General features: G+C 66.8%; 19 protein-coding genes. 9 read left to right on the forward strand and 10 right to left on the reverse strand.

What is annotated here, in order from left to right; genetic code table 11:
- Positions 1 to 27 precede the first annotated feature (27 nt).
- From ACQPW1_RS04040 to ACQPW1_RS04060, 5 genes are all read right to left on the reverse strand, one after another.
- The gene (locus ACQPW1_RS04040; RefSeq protein WP_433661436.1) at positions 28 to 447 is read right to left on the reverse strand and encodes a nuclear transport factor 2 family protein; all 420 of its coding nucleotides are present in this window, start codon (positions 445 to 447) and stop codon (positions 28 to 30) included.
- Positions 444 to 1,334 carry a TIGR03619 family F420-dependent LLM class oxidoreductase gene (locus ACQPW1_RS04045; protein ID WP_433665131.1) on the reverse strand — a complete coding sequence of 297 codons (891 nt, stop codon included), beginning with the start codon at positions 1,332 to 1,334 and terminating at the stop codon, positions 444 to 446. The genes ACQPW1_RS04040 and ACQPW1_RS04045 overlap by 4 nt, the downstream gene beginning before the upstream one ends.
- Positions 1,335 to 1,339: 5 nt before the next feature.
- Positions 1,340 to 2,506 carry a thiolase domain-containing protein gene (locus ACQPW1_RS04050; RefSeq protein ID WP_433661437.1) on the reverse strand — a complete coding sequence of 389 codons (1,167 nt, stop codon included), beginning with the start codon at positions 2,504 to 2,506 and terminating at the stop codon, positions 1,340 to 1,342.
- Between the two features lie 74 nt (positions 2,507 to 2,580).
- Positions 2,581 to 3,618 (reverse strand): thiolase domain-containing protein, encoded by a 1,038-nt coding sequence (locus tag ACQPW1_RS04055; protein WP_433661438.1) that lies wholly within the window; start codon positions 3,616 to 3,618, stop codon positions 2,581 to 2,583.
- 12 nt (positions 3,619 to 3,630) lie between these two features.
- Positions 3,631 to 4,620 carry a Zn-ribbon domain-containing OB-fold protein gene (locus ACQPW1_RS04060; RefSeq protein WP_433661439.1) on the reverse strand — a complete coding sequence of 330 codons (990 nt, stop codon included), beginning with the start codon at positions 4,618 to 4,620 and terminating at the stop codon, positions 3,631 to 3,633.
- 142 nt (positions 4,621 to 4,762) lie between these two features.
- Between ACQPW1_RS04060 and ACQPW1_RS04065 the strand changes: the two genes are divergently transcribed.
- Together ACQPW1_RS04065 and ACQPW1_RS04070 are read left to right on the forward strand one after the other, a co-directional pair.
- The gene (locus ACQPW1_RS04065; protein ID WP_433661440.1) at positions 4,763 to 5,800 is read left to right on the forward strand and encodes an LLM class F420-dependent oxidoreductase; all 1,038 of its coding nucleotides are present in this window, start codon (positions 4,763 to 4,765) and stop codon (positions 5,798 to 5,800) included.
- Between the two features lie 22 nt (positions 5,801 to 5,822).
- Positions 5,823 to 7,379, forward strand: coding sequence for an acyl-CoA synthetase (locus tag ACQPW1_RS04070; protein WP_433661441.1), 1,557 nt, complete (start codon positions 5,823 to 5,825; stop codon positions 7,377 to 7,379).
- A 48-nt stretch (positions 7,380 to 7,427) separates the two neighbouring features.
- Here ACQPW1_RS04070 and ACQPW1_RS04075 read toward each other — a convergent pair whose 3' ends face one another.
- Positions 7,428 to 8,426, reverse strand: coding sequence for a sigma-70 family RNA polymerase sigma factor (locus ACQPW1_RS04075; RefSeq protein ID WP_433661442.1), 999 nt, complete (start codon positions 8,424 to 8,426; stop codon positions 7,428 to 7,430).
- A gap of 189 nt (positions 8,427 to 8,615) precedes the next feature.
- Here ACQPW1_RS04075 and ACQPW1_RS04080 point away from each other — a divergent pair, with 189 nt between their 5' ends.
- Entirely contained in the window at positions 8,616 to 9,032 is a 417-nt protein-coding gene (locus ACQPW1_RS04080) for a VOC family protein (RefSeq protein WP_433661443.1), read from the forward strand.
- Positions 9,033 to 9,085: 53 nt separating this feature from the next.
- Here the strand turns inward: ACQPW1_RS04080 and ACQPW1_RS04085 are convergent, their stop codons facing one another.
- Positions 9,086 to 9,868 carry a crotonase/enoyl-CoA hydratase family protein gene (locus tag ACQPW1_RS04085; RefSeq protein ID WP_433661444.1) on the reverse strand — a complete coding sequence of 261 codons (783 nt, stop codon included), beginning with the start codon at positions 9,866 to 9,868 and terminating at the stop codon, positions 9,086 to 9,088.
- Positions 9,869 to 9,966: 98 nt separating this feature from the next.
- Between ACQPW1_RS04085 and ACQPW1_RS04090 the strand changes: the two genes are divergently transcribed.
- Together ACQPW1_RS04090 and ACQPW1_RS04095 are read left to right on the forward strand one after the other, a co-directional pair.
- Positions 9,967 to 11,619 carry an acyl-CoA synthetase gene (locus ACQPW1_RS04090; protein WP_433665132.1) on the forward strand — a complete coding sequence of 551 codons (1,653 nt, stop codon included), beginning with the start codon at positions 9,967 to 9,969 and terminating at the stop codon, positions 11,617 to 11,619.
- Between the two features lie 25 nt (positions 11,620 to 11,644).
- Positions 11,645 to 12,475: an acyl-CoA thioesterase domain-containing protein gene (locus ACQPW1_RS04095; RefSeq protein WP_433661445.1), complete on the forward strand. Its 831-nt coding sequence runs from the start codon at positions 11,645 to 11,647 to the stop codon at positions 12,473 to 12,475.
- Positions 12,476 to 12,515: 40 nt separating this feature from the next.
- Here ACQPW1_RS04095 and ACQPW1_RS04100 read toward each other — a convergent pair whose 3' ends face one another.
- Positions 12,516 to 13,697 carry an FAD-dependent oxidoreductase gene (locus tag ACQPW1_RS04100; protein ID WP_433661446.1) on the reverse strand — a complete coding sequence of 394 codons (1,182 nt, stop codon included), beginning with the start codon at positions 13,695 to 13,697 and terminating at the stop codon, positions 12,516 to 12,518.
- Between the two features lie 101 nt (positions 13,698 to 13,798).
- Between ACQPW1_RS04100 and ACQPW1_RS04105 the strand changes: the two genes are divergently transcribed.
- On the forward strand, positions 13,799 to 14,389 hold the full coding sequence (locus ACQPW1_RS04105; RefSeq protein ID WP_433661447.1) for a TetR family transcriptional regulator: 591 nt from the start codon (positions 13,799 to 13,801) through the stop codon (positions 14,387 to 14,389).
- A gap of 121 nt (positions 14,390 to 14,510) precedes the next feature.
- On the opposite strand, the gene ACQPW1_RS04110 is transcribed toward ACQPW1_RS04105, so the two are convergent.
- Positions 14,511 to 15,611: an acyl-CoA dehydrogenase family protein gene (locus ACQPW1_RS04110; protein WP_433661448.1), complete on the reverse strand. Its 1,101-nt coding sequence runs from the start codon at positions 15,609 to 15,611 to the stop codon at positions 14,511 to 14,513.
- A gap of 21 nt (positions 15,612 to 15,632) precedes the next feature.
- Complete coding sequence (locus ACQPW1_RS04115; RefSeq protein WP_433661449.1) at positions 15,633 to 16,826, reverse strand: acyl-CoA dehydrogenase family protein; 1,194 nt, start codon at positions 16,824 to 16,826, stop codon at positions 15,633 to 15,635.
- A gap of 156 nt (positions 16,827 to 16,982) precedes the next feature.
- On the opposite strand from ACQPW1_RS04115, the gene ACQPW1_RS04120 reads away from it, so the two are divergent.
- The 3 genes from ACQPW1_RS04120 to ACQPW1_RS04130 all read left to right on the forward strand — a co-directional run bounded on the left by ACQPW1_RS04120 (position 16,983) and on the right by ACQPW1_RS04130 (position 19,226).
- Entirely contained in the window at positions 16,983 to 17,171 is a 189-nt protein-coding gene (locus ACQPW1_RS04120) for a ferredoxin (RefSeq protein ID WP_378742615.1), read from the forward strand.
- 45 nt (positions 17,172 to 17,216) lie between these two features.
- Complete coding sequence (locus tag ACQPW1_RS04125) at positions 17,217 to 18,119, forward strand: 3-oxoacyl-ACP reductase (RefSeq protein ID WP_433661450.1); 903 nt, start codon at positions 17,217 to 17,219, stop codon at positions 18,117 to 18,119.
- Positions 18,120 to 18,461: 342 nt separating this feature from the next.
- Entirely contained in the window at positions 18,462 to 19,226 is a 765-nt protein-coding gene (locus ACQPW1_RS04130) for an MlaE family ABC transporter permease (RefSeq protein WP_433661451.1), read from the forward strand.
- Position 19,227 lies beyond the last annotated feature (1 nt).

Genomic DNA, 19,227 nt, shown 5'->3' on the forward strand with positions numbered 1-19,227 from the left:
GAGGGCCCTTCGCCCGTTGGTCTGTCGTCAGCCGATCTTCTTCGCGGTCGCCATCGCGCGATCGACTTCCCAAAATGCCCGCAGCGCAGCGATTTTGCCTGTTTCGTCGACCCGGTAGGTGAAAACACCATCGGCGTCGATCTGGTGACCGCCGAGCGTGCTGCGGATGGTCCCGGTGAACGCGATCTCGTTCCCGCAGGCGAACGAGTCGCCGAACAGGAACTCGATCAGCTCCGTCTGCGCGATCGCCTTGTCCCAGAACGCCGCGATCGCCTCCTTGCCGCGATGGCCCTTGCCCTCGGGGTCGAAACCCGAAGGGCCGATGGGGTCCTCGACTATGCCGTCCTCGGCGAACAGCGCGACCCACGCGTCCTTGTCCCTGGCCCGCACCGCGGCCTGGGAGGCGAGTCCGGCGGTCCGGGCCGGATGGTCGGTGGTGGTGGTCATTTCGATACCTCCGCGACGATCGGGTCCTCGATGTTCGCCGCGGCGAATCGGCGCAGCGAGTCCTGTTTGGCGGCGAGTTCGCCGTCGAAGCCGATGCCGTCGAAGAGCCAGGGCACCACGATCGCGTCGGTCACGCCCGCGTTGGCGAGGTCCTGATAGCCCGAACGGCCGAACCGGTCGATGCACACCGCCTGGATCTCGAATGGCGCATCGCCGCGGCCGAATTCGGCGCGCAGCGCGTCGAGCTTGCCGATGGTGCCGCACAGCTCTTCGTAGGTCATCATCGCCGAGGTCCAGCCGTCGCCGACCCTGGCCGCGCGGCGCAGTGCCGCCTCGGTGTGCCCGCCGATATAGAACGGCACCGGCTCGGTCGGTGCGGGGCTGACCTGCAACTCGTCGAAATCGAAGAACTCGCCGTGGAATTCGACCATGCCACCGCCGAGGACCAGCCTGATGACCTCGATCATCTCGTCGACCCGCGCGCCGCGGCGCTTGTACGGCACTCCGCACCATTCGAATTCCTCCGGCGCCCAGCCGATTCCGACGCCGAAGCCGAAACGGTTGCCGGAGAGGTTGGCCACCGACCCGACCTGGCGGGCCAGCAGCAGCGGGTTACGGGAACCCAGCTTGAGCACATTGGTGTAGAACCGGATCCGGCTGGTCACCGCTGCCATGGCAGTCGCCCCGATGAGCGGGTCGACCCATGGCGTCTCCGGGCCCCAGAACCTGCTGCCGTCAGCGGTATACGGGTACTTCGCCGCCGCGGACTTCATATAGAACAGCGAGTCCGGCAGCGCGATCGACGAGAACCCGCACTCCTCAGCGGTTTTCGCCAGTTCGGGGAGCTGTTCCAGCGGGCTCAGCGCAATGCCGAGGCTGAACTGCAGCGGGCTCATCGCTTGTCCGACCCGACGACCCACATCGAGAAGTACTGGGACCCACCGCCATAGGCGTGTCCGAGTGCCTTGCGCGCACCCTCGACCTGGCAGGCGCCTGCTCGACCCATGACCTGCTTGGCTGCCTCGGCGAACCGGATGAGGCCGGACGCGCCGATCGGGTTGGAGGAGAGTACGCCGCCGGACGGGTTGACCGGCAGAATGCCGCCGATCTCGGTTTCGCCCTTGTCGGTGAGTTTCCAGCCGTCGCCCTGCGGCACGAAGCCGAGGTTCTCCAGCCACATCGGCTCGAACCAGGAGAACGGCACGTAGATCTCGGCCACGTCGATCTCGTTGAGCGGGTCGGTGATTCCGGCAGCCTTCCAGAGCGCGGCGGCCGCGTCCTGCCCGGCCTGCGGGTTCACCTGATCGCGTCCGGCGAAGGTGGTCGGCTCGGTGCGCATCGCGGTGCCGTGCACCCACGCGACCTTCTTGCCGGTGGCTTCGACCGCGGTGGCCGCCTCTTCGTCGCCGATCACCACGGCGCACGCGCCGTCGGAGGACGGGCAGGTCTCGTCGAAACGGATGGGGTCCCACAGCATTTGCGAGGCCAGCACCGACTCCAGGGTGATGTCGGGCTGTTTCAGGTGTGCGAGCGGGTTCTTGGCGCCGTTGCGGCGGTCCTTGACCGCGACCATCGCGCCGATGTGGCTCGGTGCGTTGGAGCGCCGGATGTAGGATCGCACGTGCGGGGCGAAGTAGCCGCCCGCGCCCGCGCCGACCGGCATGGTGAAGGGCACCGGAATCGACAACGCCCACATGGCATTCGACTCCGACTGCTTCTCCCAGGCGATCGCGAGCACCCGTTTGTGTACTCCGGCCTGCACCAGATTGGCGGCGACCACGCCGGTGGAGCCGCCGACCGAACCTGCGGTGTGCACCCGGAGCAGCGGTTTTCCGGTGGCGCCCAACGCATCCGCCAGATACAGCTCGGGCATCATGACGCCCTCGAAGAGATCCGGCGCCTTACCGACTACTACGGCGTCGATGTCGGCGATGGTGAGTCCGGAGTCTTCGAGCGCGCGATCGATGGCTTCGCGGCACATGCCCGCCATCGATACATCGGTTCGTTTCGTCACGTGATGGGTTTGTCCGGTGCCGAGCACCGCGGCCGGGAAACTCACGCCTGCGCCTCGCTGACGCTCGGCTCCGGCGTTCCCTTCGGACGCTGTGTTGATGGTTCCCTCGCTGCGCTCGCTCACTGGTTCGCCTCCGAATCCAGAACTGTCACAAGGTTTTGCTGCAACGCGGGGCCACTGGTGGCGTGGGCGAGCGCGCGATTCGCGGAACCGCCCATGATCGCCTTGGCCGCGAAGCCGATGCGCTCCAGCCCGGCGGCGAACATCGGGTTCGCGGCGAGCGCGCCACCCGACGGATTCACCTTGGTGCCGTTCTTCAGACCGATCGCCTCGGCGAGGATCAGCTGCTGATGACTGAACGGTGCGTGCAACTCGGCGATGTCGAAGTTGGTGTCGCCGCCGGTAACCGCCTGCGCCGCAGCCGAAGTGGAGGGGGAGACGGTGAGATCGCGCGCGCCGAGCATCGAGGTGTCCACCCGGTGCGCCATGCCCGTGATCCAGGCCGGACGTTCGCAAAGTTCACGGGCGCGGTCGCCGACCGCGAGCACGATGGCAGCAGCGCCATCGGTGATCGGGGCTACGTCGTGGGCTCGCAGTGGGTCGGCGATATACGGTGCGCCGAGCAGGCTTTCGACGTCGCCGCCTTCGCCCGCGGCCACCGCCGCCATATCCCGTTCGGTCCAGCGGCCCGCGTCGAGCCCGGCCCTGGCCTGCAAGCCCGCGATGGACCACGCGTCCGGCCACAGCGGGGTCACCAGGTACGGATCGAGCTGCATGGTGAGCACCTGGCGCAGCGTGCCCGCCGAGGACTTGCCGAAGCCGTACACCAGCGCGGTCGTCGCCTGTCCCGAGCGCAGTTTCACCCACGCCTCGTACAGCGCCCATGCGGCGTCCATCTCGACGTGTGATTCGTTGATCGGCGGTACCGCGCCGATCGCGTCGATCGCCGAGATGAACGAAAAGGCACGTCCAGCAAGATAATCCGAGGAGCCGGAGCACCAGAAGTCGATATCGGACTTGGTGATGCCGAGCTGGCTGTAGATCTGCTGGAAGCAGGGCACCAGCATCTCCACACCATTGGTGGTGCCGAAGGTCTCCGGCACGTGCGGCGCGTGGGCGAAACCCACGACCGCGATGTCGGTGGCGTTGTCAGTCAACGTGCGCCTCTCTCAGAGGTGGTGCTTGTAGGTGTCGTACTCGGCATCGGGCTCGCCGGAGGGACGGAAGTGGTCCACGTTCTCCAGCCCGAAGCCCCACTCCTCGCGCGGCTTCCACACGGCTTCCACCCGCATGCCCATCCGCACTTCGCTTGCCTCGCAACCGAGTACGAGGTGCAACACCGGGATGTCCGCGCCGTCCAGCAGCACATAGGCCGCGACGTACGGCGGCTTGATCCGCTGCCCCAGGAACGGCACGTTCACGATGCAGAACGTGGTGACCGTGCCGCGGTCGGGCAGCTCGATGACCTCGGAGGTGGGCCTGCCGTCGGTCGGGTTGGCGCCGCGCGGCGGGAAGTACACCTTGCCCGCGGCATCGGTGCGGCCGCCCAGCAGCTTGCCTTCGGCCAGTCCGCGCAGGTAGACGGTCTCCTGCGGCGACGCGGTGTGCATATAGGCGAGGTCGACGGGGGTGGTGATCACCGTGATCGGGTCGCCGTCGACCGCGGCTTGCACAGGCGCGTCGGCCTTTTCGCCGGGCTCGAAGCATGCGATGTCGTGGATGCTGCCGGTGGTCTCGGCGGCCCACCGGACGCGCACGCGCAGGCCGGTGTGGATGTCGTTTGGTGTGGCCACGTCGACGGCGTGCAGCAGCGTGGTGTCCGCGCCGTCGAGCCGGATCAACGCCCACGCGAACGGCCGGTCGAACGGCTGGCCCGGCAGCGGCTCGCGCACCCATGTCCACGTTTCGACGGTGCCCGCTTCGGCGACGTCGACGAACTCCGTTAGCGGTTCGGCGGTCACCGGATCGTATTCCGGCGGCGGCACCAGCACCCGCCCGTCCGACCCGCGCACGCCGACGACCTTGCGGGCGCGCAGGTTGGTCAGAAAGTTGCCGATCGTCGGTCCGACGGACCGGGTGTAGTCGAATCGCACCCGAAGGGGCGCGCTGAGCACATCGGGTGCGGTGTGCCCACCCGTCGCCCGACCGCCACCCCTCATGGAATCGCTGCGCGAAGCTGTGTTCAATTTCGCCCCTCTCTCATCCGCGATTACGCCGGATGCAGTATTCCCCTGAGTCACAATGTCGAGTAGAACAGGTTCTTATTCTGCTGGCAAGCAGTTGGCTCGGAAAGGGTGTTCCATGAAGTTCGGATTGCAACTCGGGTACTGGATGGCACAGCCGCCGCAGCACGCGGGGGAGTTGGTGGTCGCGGCCGAGGCGGCCGGGTTCGACGCCGTGTTCGCCGCGGAATCCTGGGGATCGGACGCGTTCGGGCCGCTGACCTGGTGGGGATCGTCGACCGAGCGGGTGCGGCTGGGGACCTCCGTCGTGCAGATGTCGGCCCGCACGCCCGCCGCGACCGCGATGCACGCGCTCACGCTGGACCATCTCAGCGGTGGCCGGGCCATCCTCGGGCTCGGTGTTTCCGGGCCGCAGGTGGTCGAGGGCTGGTACGGGCAGCCGTTCGCCAAGCCGTTGCAGCGCACCCGCGAATACGTCGGGATCATCCGGCGCATCCTCGAGCGGCAGGCGCCGGTCACCAATGCCGGGCCGAACTATCCGCTGCCCTACACCGGGCCGGGATCGACCGGACTCGGCAAGCCGCTCAAGCCGATAGTGCATCCGCTACGTGCGGATTTGCCGATCTGGCTCGGCGCGGAAGGTCCGAAGAACGTGGCGCTGACCGCGGAGATCGCCGACGGGTGGCTGGCGATCTACTACGCGCCGCGGCTGGCGAACATGTACAACGACTGGCTGGACGAGGGTTTCGCCAGGGCCGGCGCGCGCCGGTCGCGCGAGGACTTCGAGATCGCCGCGAGTTGCCAGGTAGTGATCACCGACGACGCCGCGAGCGAGCTCGAGAAGATGCGCTGGATCATATCGCTCTACATCGGCGGCATGGGTGCGCCGGAACAGAACTTCCACGCGCAGGTCTATCGGCGGATGGGTTACGAGCGGGAGGTCGACGAGATCGGCCGGCTGTTCATGGCAGGTAAGAAGGCCGAGGCGGCGGCGGTGGTGCCGGACGAGATGATTCTGGATACCGCGATCATCGGCGACGAAGAGCATGTCCGTAAGCAACTCGGGGTCTGGTCGGCGTCCGGTGTCACCATGATGTTGGTGTCGGCACCCGATGTCGAGCAATTACGTCGGCTCACACCCCTTGTCGATATGTAGAACACGTTCTAGATTCAATAGCGTGACGACGCAGGAGTCAGTTAAAGTTCTCGGTCTCTGGAACATCGCCGAAGCCGAACCCGATCGGATCGCCATGGTCGATCCGGCGGGCCGGGAGGTGACGTATCGCGAATTGGCCACGCTCGCCGACCGATATGCCACCGGCCTGCGCGGGCTCGGCCTGGAAACCGGCGACGTGCTGGTGAGCATGGTGCACAACTGCGTCGAGGCGATCGCCGCCTACTTCGCGGCGTACCAGGCCGGGCTGTACATCGTCGCGGTGAACTGGCACCTCACCGGACCGGAGGTCGCCTACATCCTGCAGGACAGCGAGGCGAAGGCGTTCCTGGTCAGCGATCGGTTCGCCGCTACCGGGACGGCCGCCGCCGACGAGGCGAAATTGCCTGCCGCGGCGCGCTTTTCGGTGGGCGAGATCGAGGGCTTCAAGTCGGTGGCCTGGCTGGGCGCCGCGGACACCGGGCGACCGGCCGACCGCAGCACCGGCGCGCCGATGCTCTACACCTCCGGAACCACGGGGCGGCCCAAGGGCGTTCGCCGCCCGCTCACCGGCGCCGACCCCGATGTCGTGCCGCCGCATACCAACGCGTTCTTCAGCCTGTTCGAGCTGGCGCCCTACGACGATCACGTGCACATCTGCGGCTCGCCGCTCTATCACACCGCGGTGCTGAACTTCGCGACCATCTCGATTCAGTTGGGGCACAAGCTCGTGCTGATGGATCGGTGGGAAGCCGAGGAGATGTTGCGGCTGATCGACAAGTATCGGGTGACGCACAGTCACATGGTGCCGACCCAGTTCCACCGGCTGCTCGCGCTGCCCGAGGCGGTGCGCGCCAAGTACGACGTGTCCTCGCTGCGCAGCATGGTGCACGGCGCCGCGCCGTGCCCGCAGGAGACCAAGCGGAAGATGCTCGAGTGGTGGGGGCCGACGGTCACCGAGTACTACGCGGCCACCGAGGGCGGTGGCACGGTGATCAACGGAACCGAGTGGCTGCAGAAGCCCGGCTCGGTCGGCAAGGCCTGGCCGTGGTCGGTGATCAAGGTGCTCAGCGAGGAAGACGGCACCGAGGTGCCCGCCGGTGAGCCCGGCCTGGTCTACATGCGGATGGGCGCTTCGAGTTTCGAGTACCACCACGACAAGGCCAAGACCGAGGATTCGCGCGTCGGCGACCTGTTCACCGTCGGCGACATCGGCCACCTCGACGAGGACGGCTACCTGTACCTGCACGACCGCCGCTCCGACCTGATCCTGTCCGGCGGCGTGAACATCTACCCGGCCGAGATCGAAAACGTGCTGATCACCCACCCGAAGGTCGGCGATGTCGCGGTCTTCGGTATCCCGCACCCGGATTGGGGCGCCGAGGTGAAGGCCGTGGTGCAGACCGCCGAGGGCATCGAAGGCACCGACGAACTCACTGCCGAGCTACTCGCCTTCGCCGCAACCCAATTGGCGAAGTACAAGATGCCGAAGTCGGTCGACTACCTCGCCGAACTACCACGCGACCCGAACGGCAAGCTCTACAAGCGCAAACTCCGCGAGCGGTACGTCCCCGCGTCGTAAGGCCATCGAAGGCGACCTCCGGACCGTGGAGGTCGCCTTCGCTGTGCGTCAGACCGGTTCGCGCAGCTCCGGCGGCAGGCCGAAGAGCGGGAACAGCTTCTCCGTATCGAGGAAGAAGCACATACCCGAAATGGCATCGGCGTCCAGCTCGAGCACAATGACCGACCACGGGATCCACACGCCCGGCTCGTCGCCGGGCTTGTACTGACCGAAGGCCGGTTCGCCGTTGGCGCCTTCCAGGCGGATCATCCGGGAGTCGCGGCAGGCGCTGCCGTGGCCGAGCATGAACGCGGTCACGTTGGCCGGGCCGGAGACCCAGAATTCGAGCGGCGGCATGGACAGCGACACGTCGGTCTTGAGCAGCGTGGTGAGGGTGTCCATGTCGTAGGCCTCGAACGCCTTGACGAAGTTGTCGACCAGCTTGCGCTGGTCCTCGTTCGATTCGTCGTAGGTGTCGGTGGCGGCGGGCTGCACCTTCGACATGGTGGCCCTGGCGCGTTGCAGCGCACTGTTCACCGACGCGGGGGACATGGTGAGGGCCTCGGCGGTTTCGTTGGCGGAGAACCGCAGCACCTCCCGCATGATCAGGATCGCGCGCTGGGTGGCGGGCAGGTGCTGACAGGCCGCGACGAAGGCCAGCCGCAGCGTGTCCTTGGCCGAGGCGTGGTCGGCCGGGTCGGCGCCGAAGGCCAGGGCGTTCGGGATCGGCTCGATCCAGACGTAGTCCGGCTGCGGCGCGGGTAGCGGTGAATCGGGTCGCGACGGCCCGGACAGGTCCATCGGCCGGGCTCGCCGCTGCGGTCCGTCGAGCATGTCGAGGCAGACGTTGGTGGTGATTCGATACAGCCAGGAGCGCAGGCTCGCGCGTCCCTCGAAGGAGTCGTAGGACTTCCACGCACGGGTGAAGGTCTCCTGCACGGCATCCTCGGCCTCGAAGGACGAGCCGAGCATGCGGTAGGCGTAAGCGCATAGTTCCCGGCGGTGCTTCTCGAAGGATTCGAGCACGTCGGGAGCGAGGCCGGCGGACGGGCCGGACAAGTCGGTCATGGGTGTCACCCTGCCACAGCCCACCGACACATCCCAGACCCAAAAGCCTTCGACCAGCACGATCAAGATCATCGGTCGGGCCGCCGCAGTGCGGCCTGTCACATCGTGTGGGCGAGCGATGAGTTCCGCCGCCGGGGTTCGTCTCTATTTGTGCGCAACTAAACAGGCGGACTACGAAAAGGTGCCGACATGACCAGCCGGATGATTTTTCTCAACCTACCCGTCGCCGAGCTGCACCGGTCGAAGAATTTCTACGAGGCGCTGGGCTGGAAGGTCAACCAGGAATTCTCCGACGACAACGCGGCCTGCATCGTGATCGACGACAACATCTGCCTCATGCTGCTGACCAGACAGTACTTCACCACTTTCAGCCAACGTCCGGTCGCCGACACCACCGAGAAGATCGGCGCCAGCTACGCTTTGGCGCTGACCAGCGTCGCCGAGGTGGACGCGCTCGCGGCGGCGGCTTTGGCCGGCGGCGGTACCGAGGAGATCAACGAGGCCAAGCGCTCGCAGGAAGAGCAGGTCGGCATGTACAGCCGCACCTTCCTCGACCCGGACGGCCATCAGTGGGAGCCGTTCTGGATGGACTATCAGGCCTGTTGAGCCACGACGCGGAGCCGCCCCCGGTACCGGAAGGTGCCGGGGGCGTTCGTTTCTCAGCTGCCGGTGAAGGTCGGCTTGCGCTTCTCCGCGAAGGCCTTCGGGCCCTCCTTGGCGTCGGTCGAGCGGAAGACGGCGGTGCCGAGCTTCGCGTCGATCTGGAACGCCTCTTCCTCGTGCATGCCCTCGGTGTCCCGGATGGTGCGCAGGATGGCCTGCACCGCCAGCGGTCCGTTGGCGGCGATCATCGCGGCGAGCTCTAGTGCCTTGTCCAGCGCGCCGCCGTCCGGCACCACGTGCCCGATCAGCCCGATCTCCTTGGCCTCGGCGGCGGTGACGTGCCTGCCGGTCAGCAGAATGTCCGCGGCAACGGTGTACGGAATCTGACGGACCAGCCGCACCGCGGACCCGCCGAGCGGGAACAACCCCCAGCGCGCTTCGGACACACCGAATTTCGCGCTTTCGCCGGCCACTCGGATGTCGGTGCCCTGCAGGATCTCGGTGCCGCCCGCGATGGCCGCGCCCTCGACCGCCGCGATCAGCGGCTTGGTGAGCCTGCGGCCCTTGAGCAGCGCCTCGATCTTGGACAGATCCCAGCCGCCGCCAGCGAACGAGTCGCCGGGGTGCTGGGTGGTCATCGCCTTCAGGTCCGCGCCCGCGCAGAACGCGCCGCCCGCGCCGGTCAGGATCGCCACCCGGATGTCCGGATCGCTGTCCACCTGGTCCCAGGCGTCGCGCATGATCGCCATCATCTCCGCCGACAGCGCGTTGCGCGCCTCGGGGCGATTCATCGTCACGATGAGGACATGGTCGCGTTTCTCGACGAGGCAGTGTGGCATTGACGAATCTCCTGACGTTCGCGCAGATCGTTTCGAGCGACCTGCAAGCAGTCGCTACGGCCTTGCCAGGAACGGTAACACGTTCTATTTTTAGCCTTGTGAGCTACAACATAGCGGACCTTGTCGAACACGCCATCGACCTGATGCCCGACCGCGTCGCGCTCGCTGACGACGGCCGCGAGGTGACCTACGCACAGCTGGAGGAGCGCGCCAACAAGTTGGCTCACTACCTGCTCGAACACGGTGTCGAGCCGGGCGACAAGGTGGGCATCTACTCGCGCAACACGATCGAGGCCGTCGAGGCCATGGTCGCGGTGTTCAAGGCACGCGCGGTGATGATCAACGTGAACTTCCGATACGTCGAGAACGAGTTGCAATACATCTTCGACAATTCGGACATGGTCGCGCTGATCCACGAGCGCCGCTACAGCGACCGGGTGGCCGGGGTTCGACCGAAGACTCCGCAGCTGAAGACGGTTCTCGTCGTCGACGACGATACGACCGGCAGCATCGCGACCGCAGCGGATTCGGTCGAATACGAGACGGCGCTGGCGGCCTCCTCCGGCGAGCGGGACTTCGGCGAGCGTTCGCCCGACGACATCTTCATGCTCTACACCGGCGGCACCACCGGACTGCCGAAGGGCGTGATGTGGCGGCACGAGGACTGGTGGCGGGTGCTCGGTGGTGGCATCAACTTCATCACCGGTGAGCCCATCGAGGACGAATGGCAGCAGTCCAAGGTCGGCGCGGCCAACAACCCGAGCATGGTCCGGTTCCCGATTCCGCCGATGATCCACGGCGGCTCGCAGACGGCCACCTTCCACAGCCTGTTCGACGGCGGCAAGGCCGTGATGCTGCCCGAGTTCAGCGGGCACGTCGTGTGGCAGGCGATCGACCGTCACAAGATCAACCTGATCTTCATCACCGGCGACGCGATGGCGCGGCCGATGCTGGACGCGCTGATCGAGGGCAATCCGGAAACCGGTAAGCCCTATGACCTTTCGAGCCTCTACGTGATGGCGAGCAGCGCGGCGCTGTTCTCGCCCGCGCTCAAGGACCAGTTCCTCGAGCTGCTGCCGAACCGGATGATCTCCGATTCCATCGGCTCCTCGGAGACGGGTTTCGGCGGTCTGTCGATCGTGGCCAAGGGCGTCAACCACACCGGCGGACCGCGGGTGAAGATCGACGGCTCCACCGAGGTGCTCGACGAGGACGGAAACCCGGTGCAGCCCGGCTCGGGCGTGGTCGGAATTCTGGCCCGCCGCGGGCACATTCCGGTCGGCTACTACAAGGACGAGGCGAAGACGGCGGCAACCTTCAAGGAGTACAACGGAATTCGCTACGCCATCCCCGGCGACTACGCCAGGGTCGAGGAGGACGGCAGCGTCACCATGCTCGGCCGCGGCTCGGTCAGCATCAACAGCGGCGGCGAGAAGATCTACCCGGAGGAGGTCGAGGGCGCCCTCAAGACGCACCCCGAGATCTTCGACGCCCTCGTCGTCGGTGTCGACGACGAGCGCTGGGGTCAGCGCGTCGTGGCGGTCGTGCAGTGCCGCGGCGAAAACCGCCCCACCATCGACGATTTGCGTCCCTTCCTCACCAAGGAGATCGCCCCCTACAAGGCGCCTCGCAGCCTGTGGTTCGTGGACGAGATCAAGCGCTCGCCCGCGGGCAAGCCCGACTACCGCTGGGCCAAGTCCCAAACCGAGGAGCGCCCGGCGGATGAGCACGCCGAGGCGAGCAGCAAGTAGGACCATCGGGAACGGGGGGAACGAATTGGCAGTCCGCTATGGGTTTTTCGAGGAGACCGCGCGCGGCTTCGAGCCGCTGCCGTTCGCCGCGAGCGCCTGGTCGCCCACGATGATCAACGGACCAGCGGTCTGTGGACTGATGGCCAGAACGCTGGAGCAGCAACACTGTTCGGCGGGCTTCATGCCTGCCAGGCTGACCGTCGATCTGTTCCGGCCCACCCAGGCCAAACCGCTGACCGTGGTGACGGAGCTGGTGCGGGACGGACAGCGCATCCGCGTCGCCGATGCCGCGCTGATGCAGGACGGTGTGGACGTCGCCAGGTCGACCGTCGTCTTTCTCAAGCGGTCGGTCCAGCCGCCGGGACAGTTGTGGACGCGGGCGGCGGTGCCACAGCCGCCGTCCGTGCCGGTCGCCACCGAACCCACGCGCCCGCTGTGGGGCAGTGACGCCCACGCCGAAGGCTGGTCGTCCGAGATCGGCGAGCACCAGAACGCCAGTCGAAAGCGCATGTGGCAGGTGCCGATGTGGGTGATCGAGGGCGAGACACCGTCGCCGTTCGTCGGTGCGGTGGTAATCGGCGAGGCGACGAGTCTGATGACCAACTGGGGCAGCGCCGGGATCGGCTTCATCAACACCGACATGACCCTGGCCCTGGCCCGGCAGCCGGTGGGGTCCGAGGTCGGCGTAGAGGCCGACAGCCACATCAGTGTCGACGGCGTCGCGGTCGGCAGCGCCACCCTCTTCGACCGAACCGGATCCTTCGGCACCTGCGTGGTGACCGCACTGTCCAACGCCCGGCGTCAGGTCGACTTCACCAACGGTGACGTCATCGCGGCGAAGGCCGGTATCCAGTAACGGCTTTCGGCCCGCTCGAGGTACCGAGCGGGCTCGACGTTCAGCGGTTGGCGAGTTCGGCCAGGCGGTAGGCGAGGGCGTTGCGGACGGCGGGGATGCGGGTGAGGGTGGACATGGCCAGGTTGCGGAGGGCGCGGGCGGGGCGGGGGCGGAGGGTGGCCATGCGGGTCATCCGGTCGGTGAAGGTGACTACGCCGAGAGCTATTGGGCGCCTGGTTGTTTCGTAGGTGTCGAGCAGGGTCGTTGGTTCGCCGTCGAGGACTCGGGCGAGTAGGGGGCCGAGGGTGGCGGCGTCTTGGATGCCGGTGTTCATGCCCTGGCCGCCTGCGGGGCTGTGCACGTGGGCGGCGTCGCCTGCCAGGAAGATTCGGCCTGCGCGGTAGTGGTCGGCGACGCGGTGGTGGACGCGGAAGCGTGAGCTCCACAGCACCTCGAGGACTTTGATGTCGCCGCCGGGGCCGCGGGTGTCGAGGATGGTCTGGATGTCGTCGCGGGTGGGGTGTTCGGGTGCCTCATCGACGGTGGCGACGACGCGGTAGCGGTCCGGTTCGGATTCGTCGGGCAGCGGTGCGACGACGGTGACGCCTTCCGGTGAAAGATGCAGGGCCACTTCATTGCGGGCGATCGGCCAATCCATACGGACATCGGCGAGCACGAACGAGGCGGGGTAGGTGTCGCCGGTGAATCCGATCCCTGCCTGGTCGCGGACGACGCTGTGCATGCCGTCGGCGCCGATCACGTAGTCGGCGAGGAGCGTGCCGGTGGTGCCCGCGCCGTCGGTGTATTCGAGAGTGACGCCGTTGTTTTCGTCGGCGACGCGGGTCACCTGGTACGGCCGATGGACGTCGCCACCCGTTTTGCGCAGCCTGGCCAGCAGTACTGCCTCGGTGGTGTCCTGCGGTGCCATCAGGGTGTAGGGGAACTGCGTCGGGAGGTCGTCGAAGCGGATGGTCGCCAGGGTGCGGGCCCCGTCGTGCACGGTGAATCGCGGCACCACAATGCCTTTCGCGATGAGCTCCTCGGCGATGCCGAGCTCGTGCAACACCTCGAGGGTTCTGGCATGCACGACGGCGGCGCGAGAGGTGTTGGCGCCCTCGGCAAGCCGGTCCAGCAGCGCGAAGTCGACTCCGGCGTCGGCCAGGGTGATCGCCGCGGTTAGTCCGGCGGGGCCTGCGCCGACGATCGCGACGGAGGTGGTGTCCGGCAGCGGGGTGGTGTTCATCGGAACTCCTGAAGTCGACATCTGTGGGCCAACGCTTGTTGGCATAACGGTAGCGCGCCCCGCGTTATGAAGTCAACAGTTGTTGGCCTACACTCGTTGGCATGACGATCGAGCCTGATCAACAGCCTGCGCGCCGCTCCGATGCGACCCGCGCGGCCATCCTCGACGCCGCCCGCGCCCGGTTCGCCGCGGCGGGCTACGGCAAGGCGACCATCCGCGCCATCGCCGCCGATGCCGCCATCGACCCGTCCATGGTCATGCGCTACTTCGGCAGCAAGGACGGCCTGTTCGCCGCGGCGGTCGACATTGATCTCGCCCTGCCCGACCTGGCCGCCGCCGACCAGAGCGCTGTCGGCGAGCTACTGATCCGCCGCTTCCTCGCCCTCTGGGAGGAGCCCCCCGGCAACGCGGTCCTACTGACCTTGCTGCGCTCGTCCATCACCGACGAAGCCGTCACCGAACGCTTCCGCAACGTCTTCGCCCAGCAGGTCCTCCCCGCAGTCCTCCGCTTCGGCGACCCCGATGACGCCCCACGCCGCAGCGCCCTCGTCGTCACCCAACTGCTCGGCATAGCCCTCTGCCGCTACATTCTGCGCATACCGCCGGTCGTCGCGTTCACCCGTGACGAGCTCATCGCAGACATCGCACCTACCCTCCAGCGCTACCTGAGTTCGCCGCCGACCGCGGCCTGACGCGCGCAGCCTGCCGATGCTGGAAGTGGCTTGCGTGCAGCGCATTTAGATCTCGAGCGAGCGCGGCGCAGACGAAGAACGCCCCGCCGGGTACCGGCGGGGCGTTCGTCAAAACGACTGATCAGGACGGTGTGGCCAACAGCGCGCCGAGGGCACGAAGGTGATCGGTACCGCCGCCAAGAGCGAATTCATGGTGTTTGGCAGCGGTGAAGTAGTTGTGCACGATGTGGTCTCGATCGATACCGACACCGCCGTGGACGTGAATGACGGTGTGGGACACGCGATGACCTGCATCGGCGGCCCAGAACTTCGCGGTGTGCACGGCTTCGGCACCGGAGAGGCCCTCGGAGAGTTGCCATGCTGCCTGCGTGACGGCCAGTCGAAGCCCCTGGACGTCGATGTAGGCATCGGCGAGACGCTGAGCCACGGCCTGGAAACTGCCGACGGCCTTGCCGAATTGCTCACGCTCACGGGCATATTCGGCGACCAGATCGAGCGCGCGCTCCAGCGTGCCGAGTTGGAGGGCGCTGAGACCGAGCCAGGCGCGGGTGAGCAGCCAGTCGAGGATCTCGGCGCCGTTCTCGACGGTGCCGATCAGCTCGGCCGGGGTGTCGGTGAGTTCGACGGCGTACTCGGGGGTGCGGTCGACCACCTGCTGCGCGGTCACCGTCGCCGCCGCGGGATCGACCAGGAATACCGCGGCGACGCCGGACACGGTGGCCGGAACCAGGATTCGGTCGGCCCGATTCGCGAACGGCACGGTGATCTTGGCACCGGTGAGCCGCCAGCCGCCGTCCGCCTCGACGGCCGTGGTGGTGGGCTTGGCGGGCTCCCAGTTGTGTTCTTCGGTGAGCGCGGCGGTCAGTATCACCTGACCCGCGCCTGCCTGGGTAGCTCGATCCTGTTGCGCCGCATCGCCGAATCGCGCCAGCGCACCGGCACCGACCACGATCGACCACAGGTACGGCACCGCGGCGACGTACTTGCCGAGCTCCCGCAGCACCGCGGTCTGCTCGAGCACGCCGAAGTCGCCGCCGCCCACGGCCTCGGGCAGCGCCGCCGCGAGCACCCCGGTCTCGGCGAGCGAGCTCCACAGCCCCTCGTCGAATCGCTCAGCCGCGGTGTCGAGTTCGCGCAGCCGGTCGGACGTGACGAGCTTGCCGCACACCTCGCCGGTCAGGCGGGCCAGGTCGAGCTGAGCCTCGGTGGGAGTGAAATCCATGTCTGCTACCTGCTTTCCGACTCAGCGCGCCGAGGCGGGCTGCTTGAGGGCGGTCATGGCGATGATGTCGCGCTGCACCTCGTTGGTGCCGCCGCCGAACGTGAGGATCAGCGCGGCCCGATGCATCCGCTCGAGCCGGCCGCGCAATGCCTCGCCGTGCGAGTCCTGGCGCAGATACGCCTGCGGGCCCAGAACTTCCATGAGCAACCGGTACGCCTCGGTGGCCAGTTCGGTGCCGTACACCTTGCAGGTGGAGGCGTCCCACGGCCGCGGCGCGGCATCCCCACCCGCGTCGGCCCGGCTGGCGATCTCCCAGTTCAACAGCTTCAGGTACTCGACCTTGGCGTGCACGCGCGCCAGGTTGAGCTGCACCCATTCCTGGTCGATCACGCGGGAACCATTGCCCGCCTTGGTGTTACGGGCCCATTCGACGGTCTGGCTCACGGCGAGACCCAGCGGTCCCGCCGAGGTCAGCGCGACGCGCTCGTGATTGAGCTGGTTGGTGATCAGCGACCAGCCGCCGTTCTCCTGGCCGACGAGGGCGCTCGCGGGCACCCGGACGTCCTGGTAGTAGGTCGCACTGGTGTCCGGCCCCGCCATCGTGTGCACGGGTGTCCAGGAGAAGCCCTCGGCCGTGGTCGGCACGATGAGCATGCTGATGCCCTTGTGCTTCTTGGCATTCGGATCGGTGCGCACCGCCAGCCAGACGTAGTCCGCGTACGCGATCAGACTGGTCCACATCTTCTGACCGTTGATCACGTAGTCGTCGCCGTCGTGCACCGCGCTGGTGCGCAGGCTGGCCAGGTCGGTGCCCGCGCCGGGCTCGGAGTAGCCGATGGCGAAGTGCAGCTCGCCCGCCGCGATCTTGGGCAGGAAGAAGCGCTTCTGCTCCTCGCTGCCGTAGTGCATGATCGTCGGCGCGACCGAGTTGATGGTCAGGAACGGCACCGGCGCGCCCGCGATGGCCGCCTCGTCGGTGAAGATCAGCTGATCCATCGTCGGCCGGTCCTGGCCGCCGAACTCCTTCGGCCAGGCCAGCGTGAGCCAGCCGTCGCGGCCCATCTCCTGCACGACCTCGCGATAGACGTTGCCCTGGCCGTACTCACCGGTCTGCGCGCTGAGCGCAGCCCGGCGCTCCGGAGTGATGAGTCGCGCGAAGTAGTCGCGCAGCTCCGCGCGTAGCTCCTCCTGCTGCGGCGTGTACGCAATGCGCATGGCAAATACCTCAGGCCTTCGTCGATGTGGGTTCACCCGATCATTGCATATGGACTGAAACATGTTCCAGTATTGAGGTTGAATCGGGTCGATGCCGCCACCTGCGGCGGCCTCGGCTTGTTAGGCTTCGGCAAGGATCGCGGTAAAGGAGTTCTCATGAAGGTCAGCGTCGATCTGGACCAGTGCGAAGCGAACGGAATCTGTGTCGGAATCGCCCCCGACGTGTTCGAACTCGATGACGAGGACCAGCTGCACATCCTCGAGGCCGACGTTCCGGCGGACCGGTTGGCCGACGTTGAGGACGCGGTGGCGCAGTGCCCGAAAGCGGCGCTGCGGCTCCAGTGAGACCGACCCTTGCCATGGAATGGAACACGTTCTAGGGTCGGGCTCGTGAGTGATGATGTGAGTCTTGCGGGCCGGGTGGCGATCGTTACGGGGGCCGGCGCTGGGCTGGGGCGGGCAGAGGCGCTTGCGCTGGCCGGGGCTGGTGCTTCCGTGGTGGTCAACGATCTATCCGAATCCGACGCGGTGTCCGACACCCTGTCCGACATCCGCGCGCTCGGCGCCAAGGCGGAGTTCGTCGCGGGCAGCATCGCCGAGCGAGCCACCGCGGACGCGTTGATCCGCACCGCCGACGAGGCCTTCGGCAGCGTCGACATCGTGGTGAACAACGCGGGCATCACCAGGGACCGGATGCTGTTCAACATGTCCGACGAGGACTTCGACGCTGTCGTCGCGGTTCACCTGCGCGGTCATTTCCTGTTGTCCCGCAACGCCGCAACGTACTGGCGCGGCAAGTCCAAGGCGGCCGGGGCGCCGGTCTACGGCAGGCTGATCAACACCTCCTCCGAGGCGGGCCTGCTCGGACCGGAGGGGCAGGCCAACTACGGCGCCGCCAAGGCGGGCATCACCGCGCTGACCCTGTCGGCGTCGCGGGCGCTGTCCCGTTACGGCGTGCGCGCCAACGCGATCGCGCCCCGTGCGCGCACCGCGATGACCGAGGCCGTGTTCAGCGCTGCGCCCGAGGGTGAGGTGGACCCGCTCTCGCCCGATCATGTGGCGCGGCTGGTCGCCTACCTTGCTTCGCCCGCCGCCGACTCGGTGAACGGCCAACTGTTCGTGGTCTACGGGGGGATGGTCGCGCTCATGGCGGCACCCATCGTCGAGCAACGATTCGACGCCGCCGGCGGGCAATGGTCCGCCGATGATCTCGCCGCGACACTCGGCGGCTATTTCGCCGAACGCCCTGCCGGGCAGACATTCTCGGCCTCGGCCTTGATGGATCTAGGCTGAGTTCGTTCGATCCGGCCGCGCTGCGCGAAACATGCGCAGCGAGGACCGACATCTGCAAGACCCGCTGACAATGAACTGCTGATCAGCCGTCCAACTGTTGATCAAGGGTCGGGCACTTGGTAGACATTGGTGGGTGAGATGTGTGCCGCCTCACAAAGGTGGGATCATTCTCCTGACACTCGTTCCAAATTCATATGCCGATGCAAAGAAAAAGTGCAGCTCAAAAGTGGCAAACATCTTCCGGCAGCGCAGTGAACGTGTTCTAATCGTTGAGGCGGTGCGGCCTCGGTGAAGAATCGTGCCGTGAGTAGTACGCGCAGATTTCAGCAAGGAGGTTCAAAGTTGAACGAGGTCCTTGCTGTGCCATTGCGGGCAGTCGGTGGGTTCTTCGAACTGACGGCCGAAGTAGCGCGTTCCAGTGTGCGCAGGCCATTTCAAGGACGCGAGTTCATCGACCAGTCCTGGTTCATCGCACGCGTTTCGATCGTGCCCACGCTGTTGGTCGCGATTCCATTCACCGTTTTGGTGAGCTTCACGCTGAACATCTTGTTGCGCGAGATCGGCGCGGCCGACCTCAGCGGGGCGGGCGCGGCATTCGGCTCGGTCACCCAGGTCGGCCCGATCGTCACTGTGCTGATCGTTGCGGGGGCCGGCGCCACCGCCATCTGCGCTGACCTGGGCGCCCGCACGATTCGCGAGGAAATCGACGCGATGCGGGTGCTCGGCATCAACCCGGTGCAGCGACTGGTGGTGCCGCGCGTACTGGCGTCGATGTTCGTCGCGCTGATGCTCAACAGCCTGGTCTGCACCATCGGTATCGTCGGCGGATTTCTGTTCTCGGTTTTTCTCCAGGACGTCAACCCCGGCGCGTTCGTCAACGGCATCACGCTGCTGACCCATTTGCCCGAATTGGTCATCTCGGAGGTGAAGGCCGGATTGTTCGGGCTGATCGCCGGGCTGGTGGCCTGTTATCTGGGTCTGAATGTCAAGGGTGGTCCCAAGAGTGTCGGTGATGCGGTGAATCAGACCGTTGTCTTCGCCTTTATGGCTTTGTTCGTGGTGAACGTCGTGGTCACCGCCGTTGGTATCAAGTTCACGGCGCGGTGAC

The organism is Nocardia sp. CA-128927 (genome assembly GCF_050955855.1).
Lineage (GTDB): Bacteria > Actinomycetota > Actinomycetes > Mycobacteriales > Mycobacteriaceae > Nocardia.

Coding starts and splice junctions, on each gene's coding strand:
- ACQPW1_RS04040 (WP_433661436.1), bottom strand. CDS start 447: ATGACCACCACCACCGACCATCCGGCCCGGACCGCCGGACTCGCCTCC.
- ACQPW1_RS04060 (WP_433661439.1), bottom strand. CDS start 4,620: ATGAGGGGTGGCGGTCGGGCGACGGGTGGGCACACCGCACCCGATGTG.
- ACQPW1_RS04065 (WP_433661440.1), top strand. CDS start 4,763: ATGAAGTTCGGATTGCAACTCGGGTACTGGATGGCACAGCCGCCGCAG.
- ACQPW1_RS04075 (WP_433661442.1), bottom strand. CDS start 8,426: ATGACCGACTTGTCCGGCCCGTCCGCCGGCCTCGCTCCCGACGTGCTC.
- ACQPW1_RS04080 (WP_433661443.1), top strand. CDS start 8,616: ATGACCAGCCGGATGATTTTTCTCAACCTACCCGTCGCCGAGCTGCAC.
- ACQPW1_RS04085 (WP_433661444.1), bottom strand. CDS start 9,868: ATGCCACACTGCCTCGTCGAGAAACGCGACCATGTCCTCATCGTGACG.
- ACQPW1_RS04100 (WP_433661446.1), bottom strand. CDS start 13,697: ATGAACACCACCCCGCTGCCGGACACCACCTCCGTCGCGATCGTCGGC.
- ACQPW1_RS04105 (WP_433661447.1), top strand. CDS start 13,799: ATGACGATCGAGCCTGATCAACAGCCTGCGCGCCGCTCCGATGCGACC.
- ACQPW1_RS04110 (WP_433661448.1), bottom strand. CDS start 15,611: ATGGATTTCACTCCCACCGAGGCTCAGCTCGACCTGGCCCGCCTGACC.
- ACQPW1_RS04115 (WP_433661449.1), bottom strand. CDS start 16,826: ATGCGCATTGCGTACACGCCGCAGCAGGAGGAGCTACGCGCGGAGCTG.
- ACQPW1_RS04120 (WP_378742615.1), top strand. CDS start 16,983: ATGAAGGTCAGCGTCGATCTGGACCAGTGCGAAGCGAACGGAATCTGT.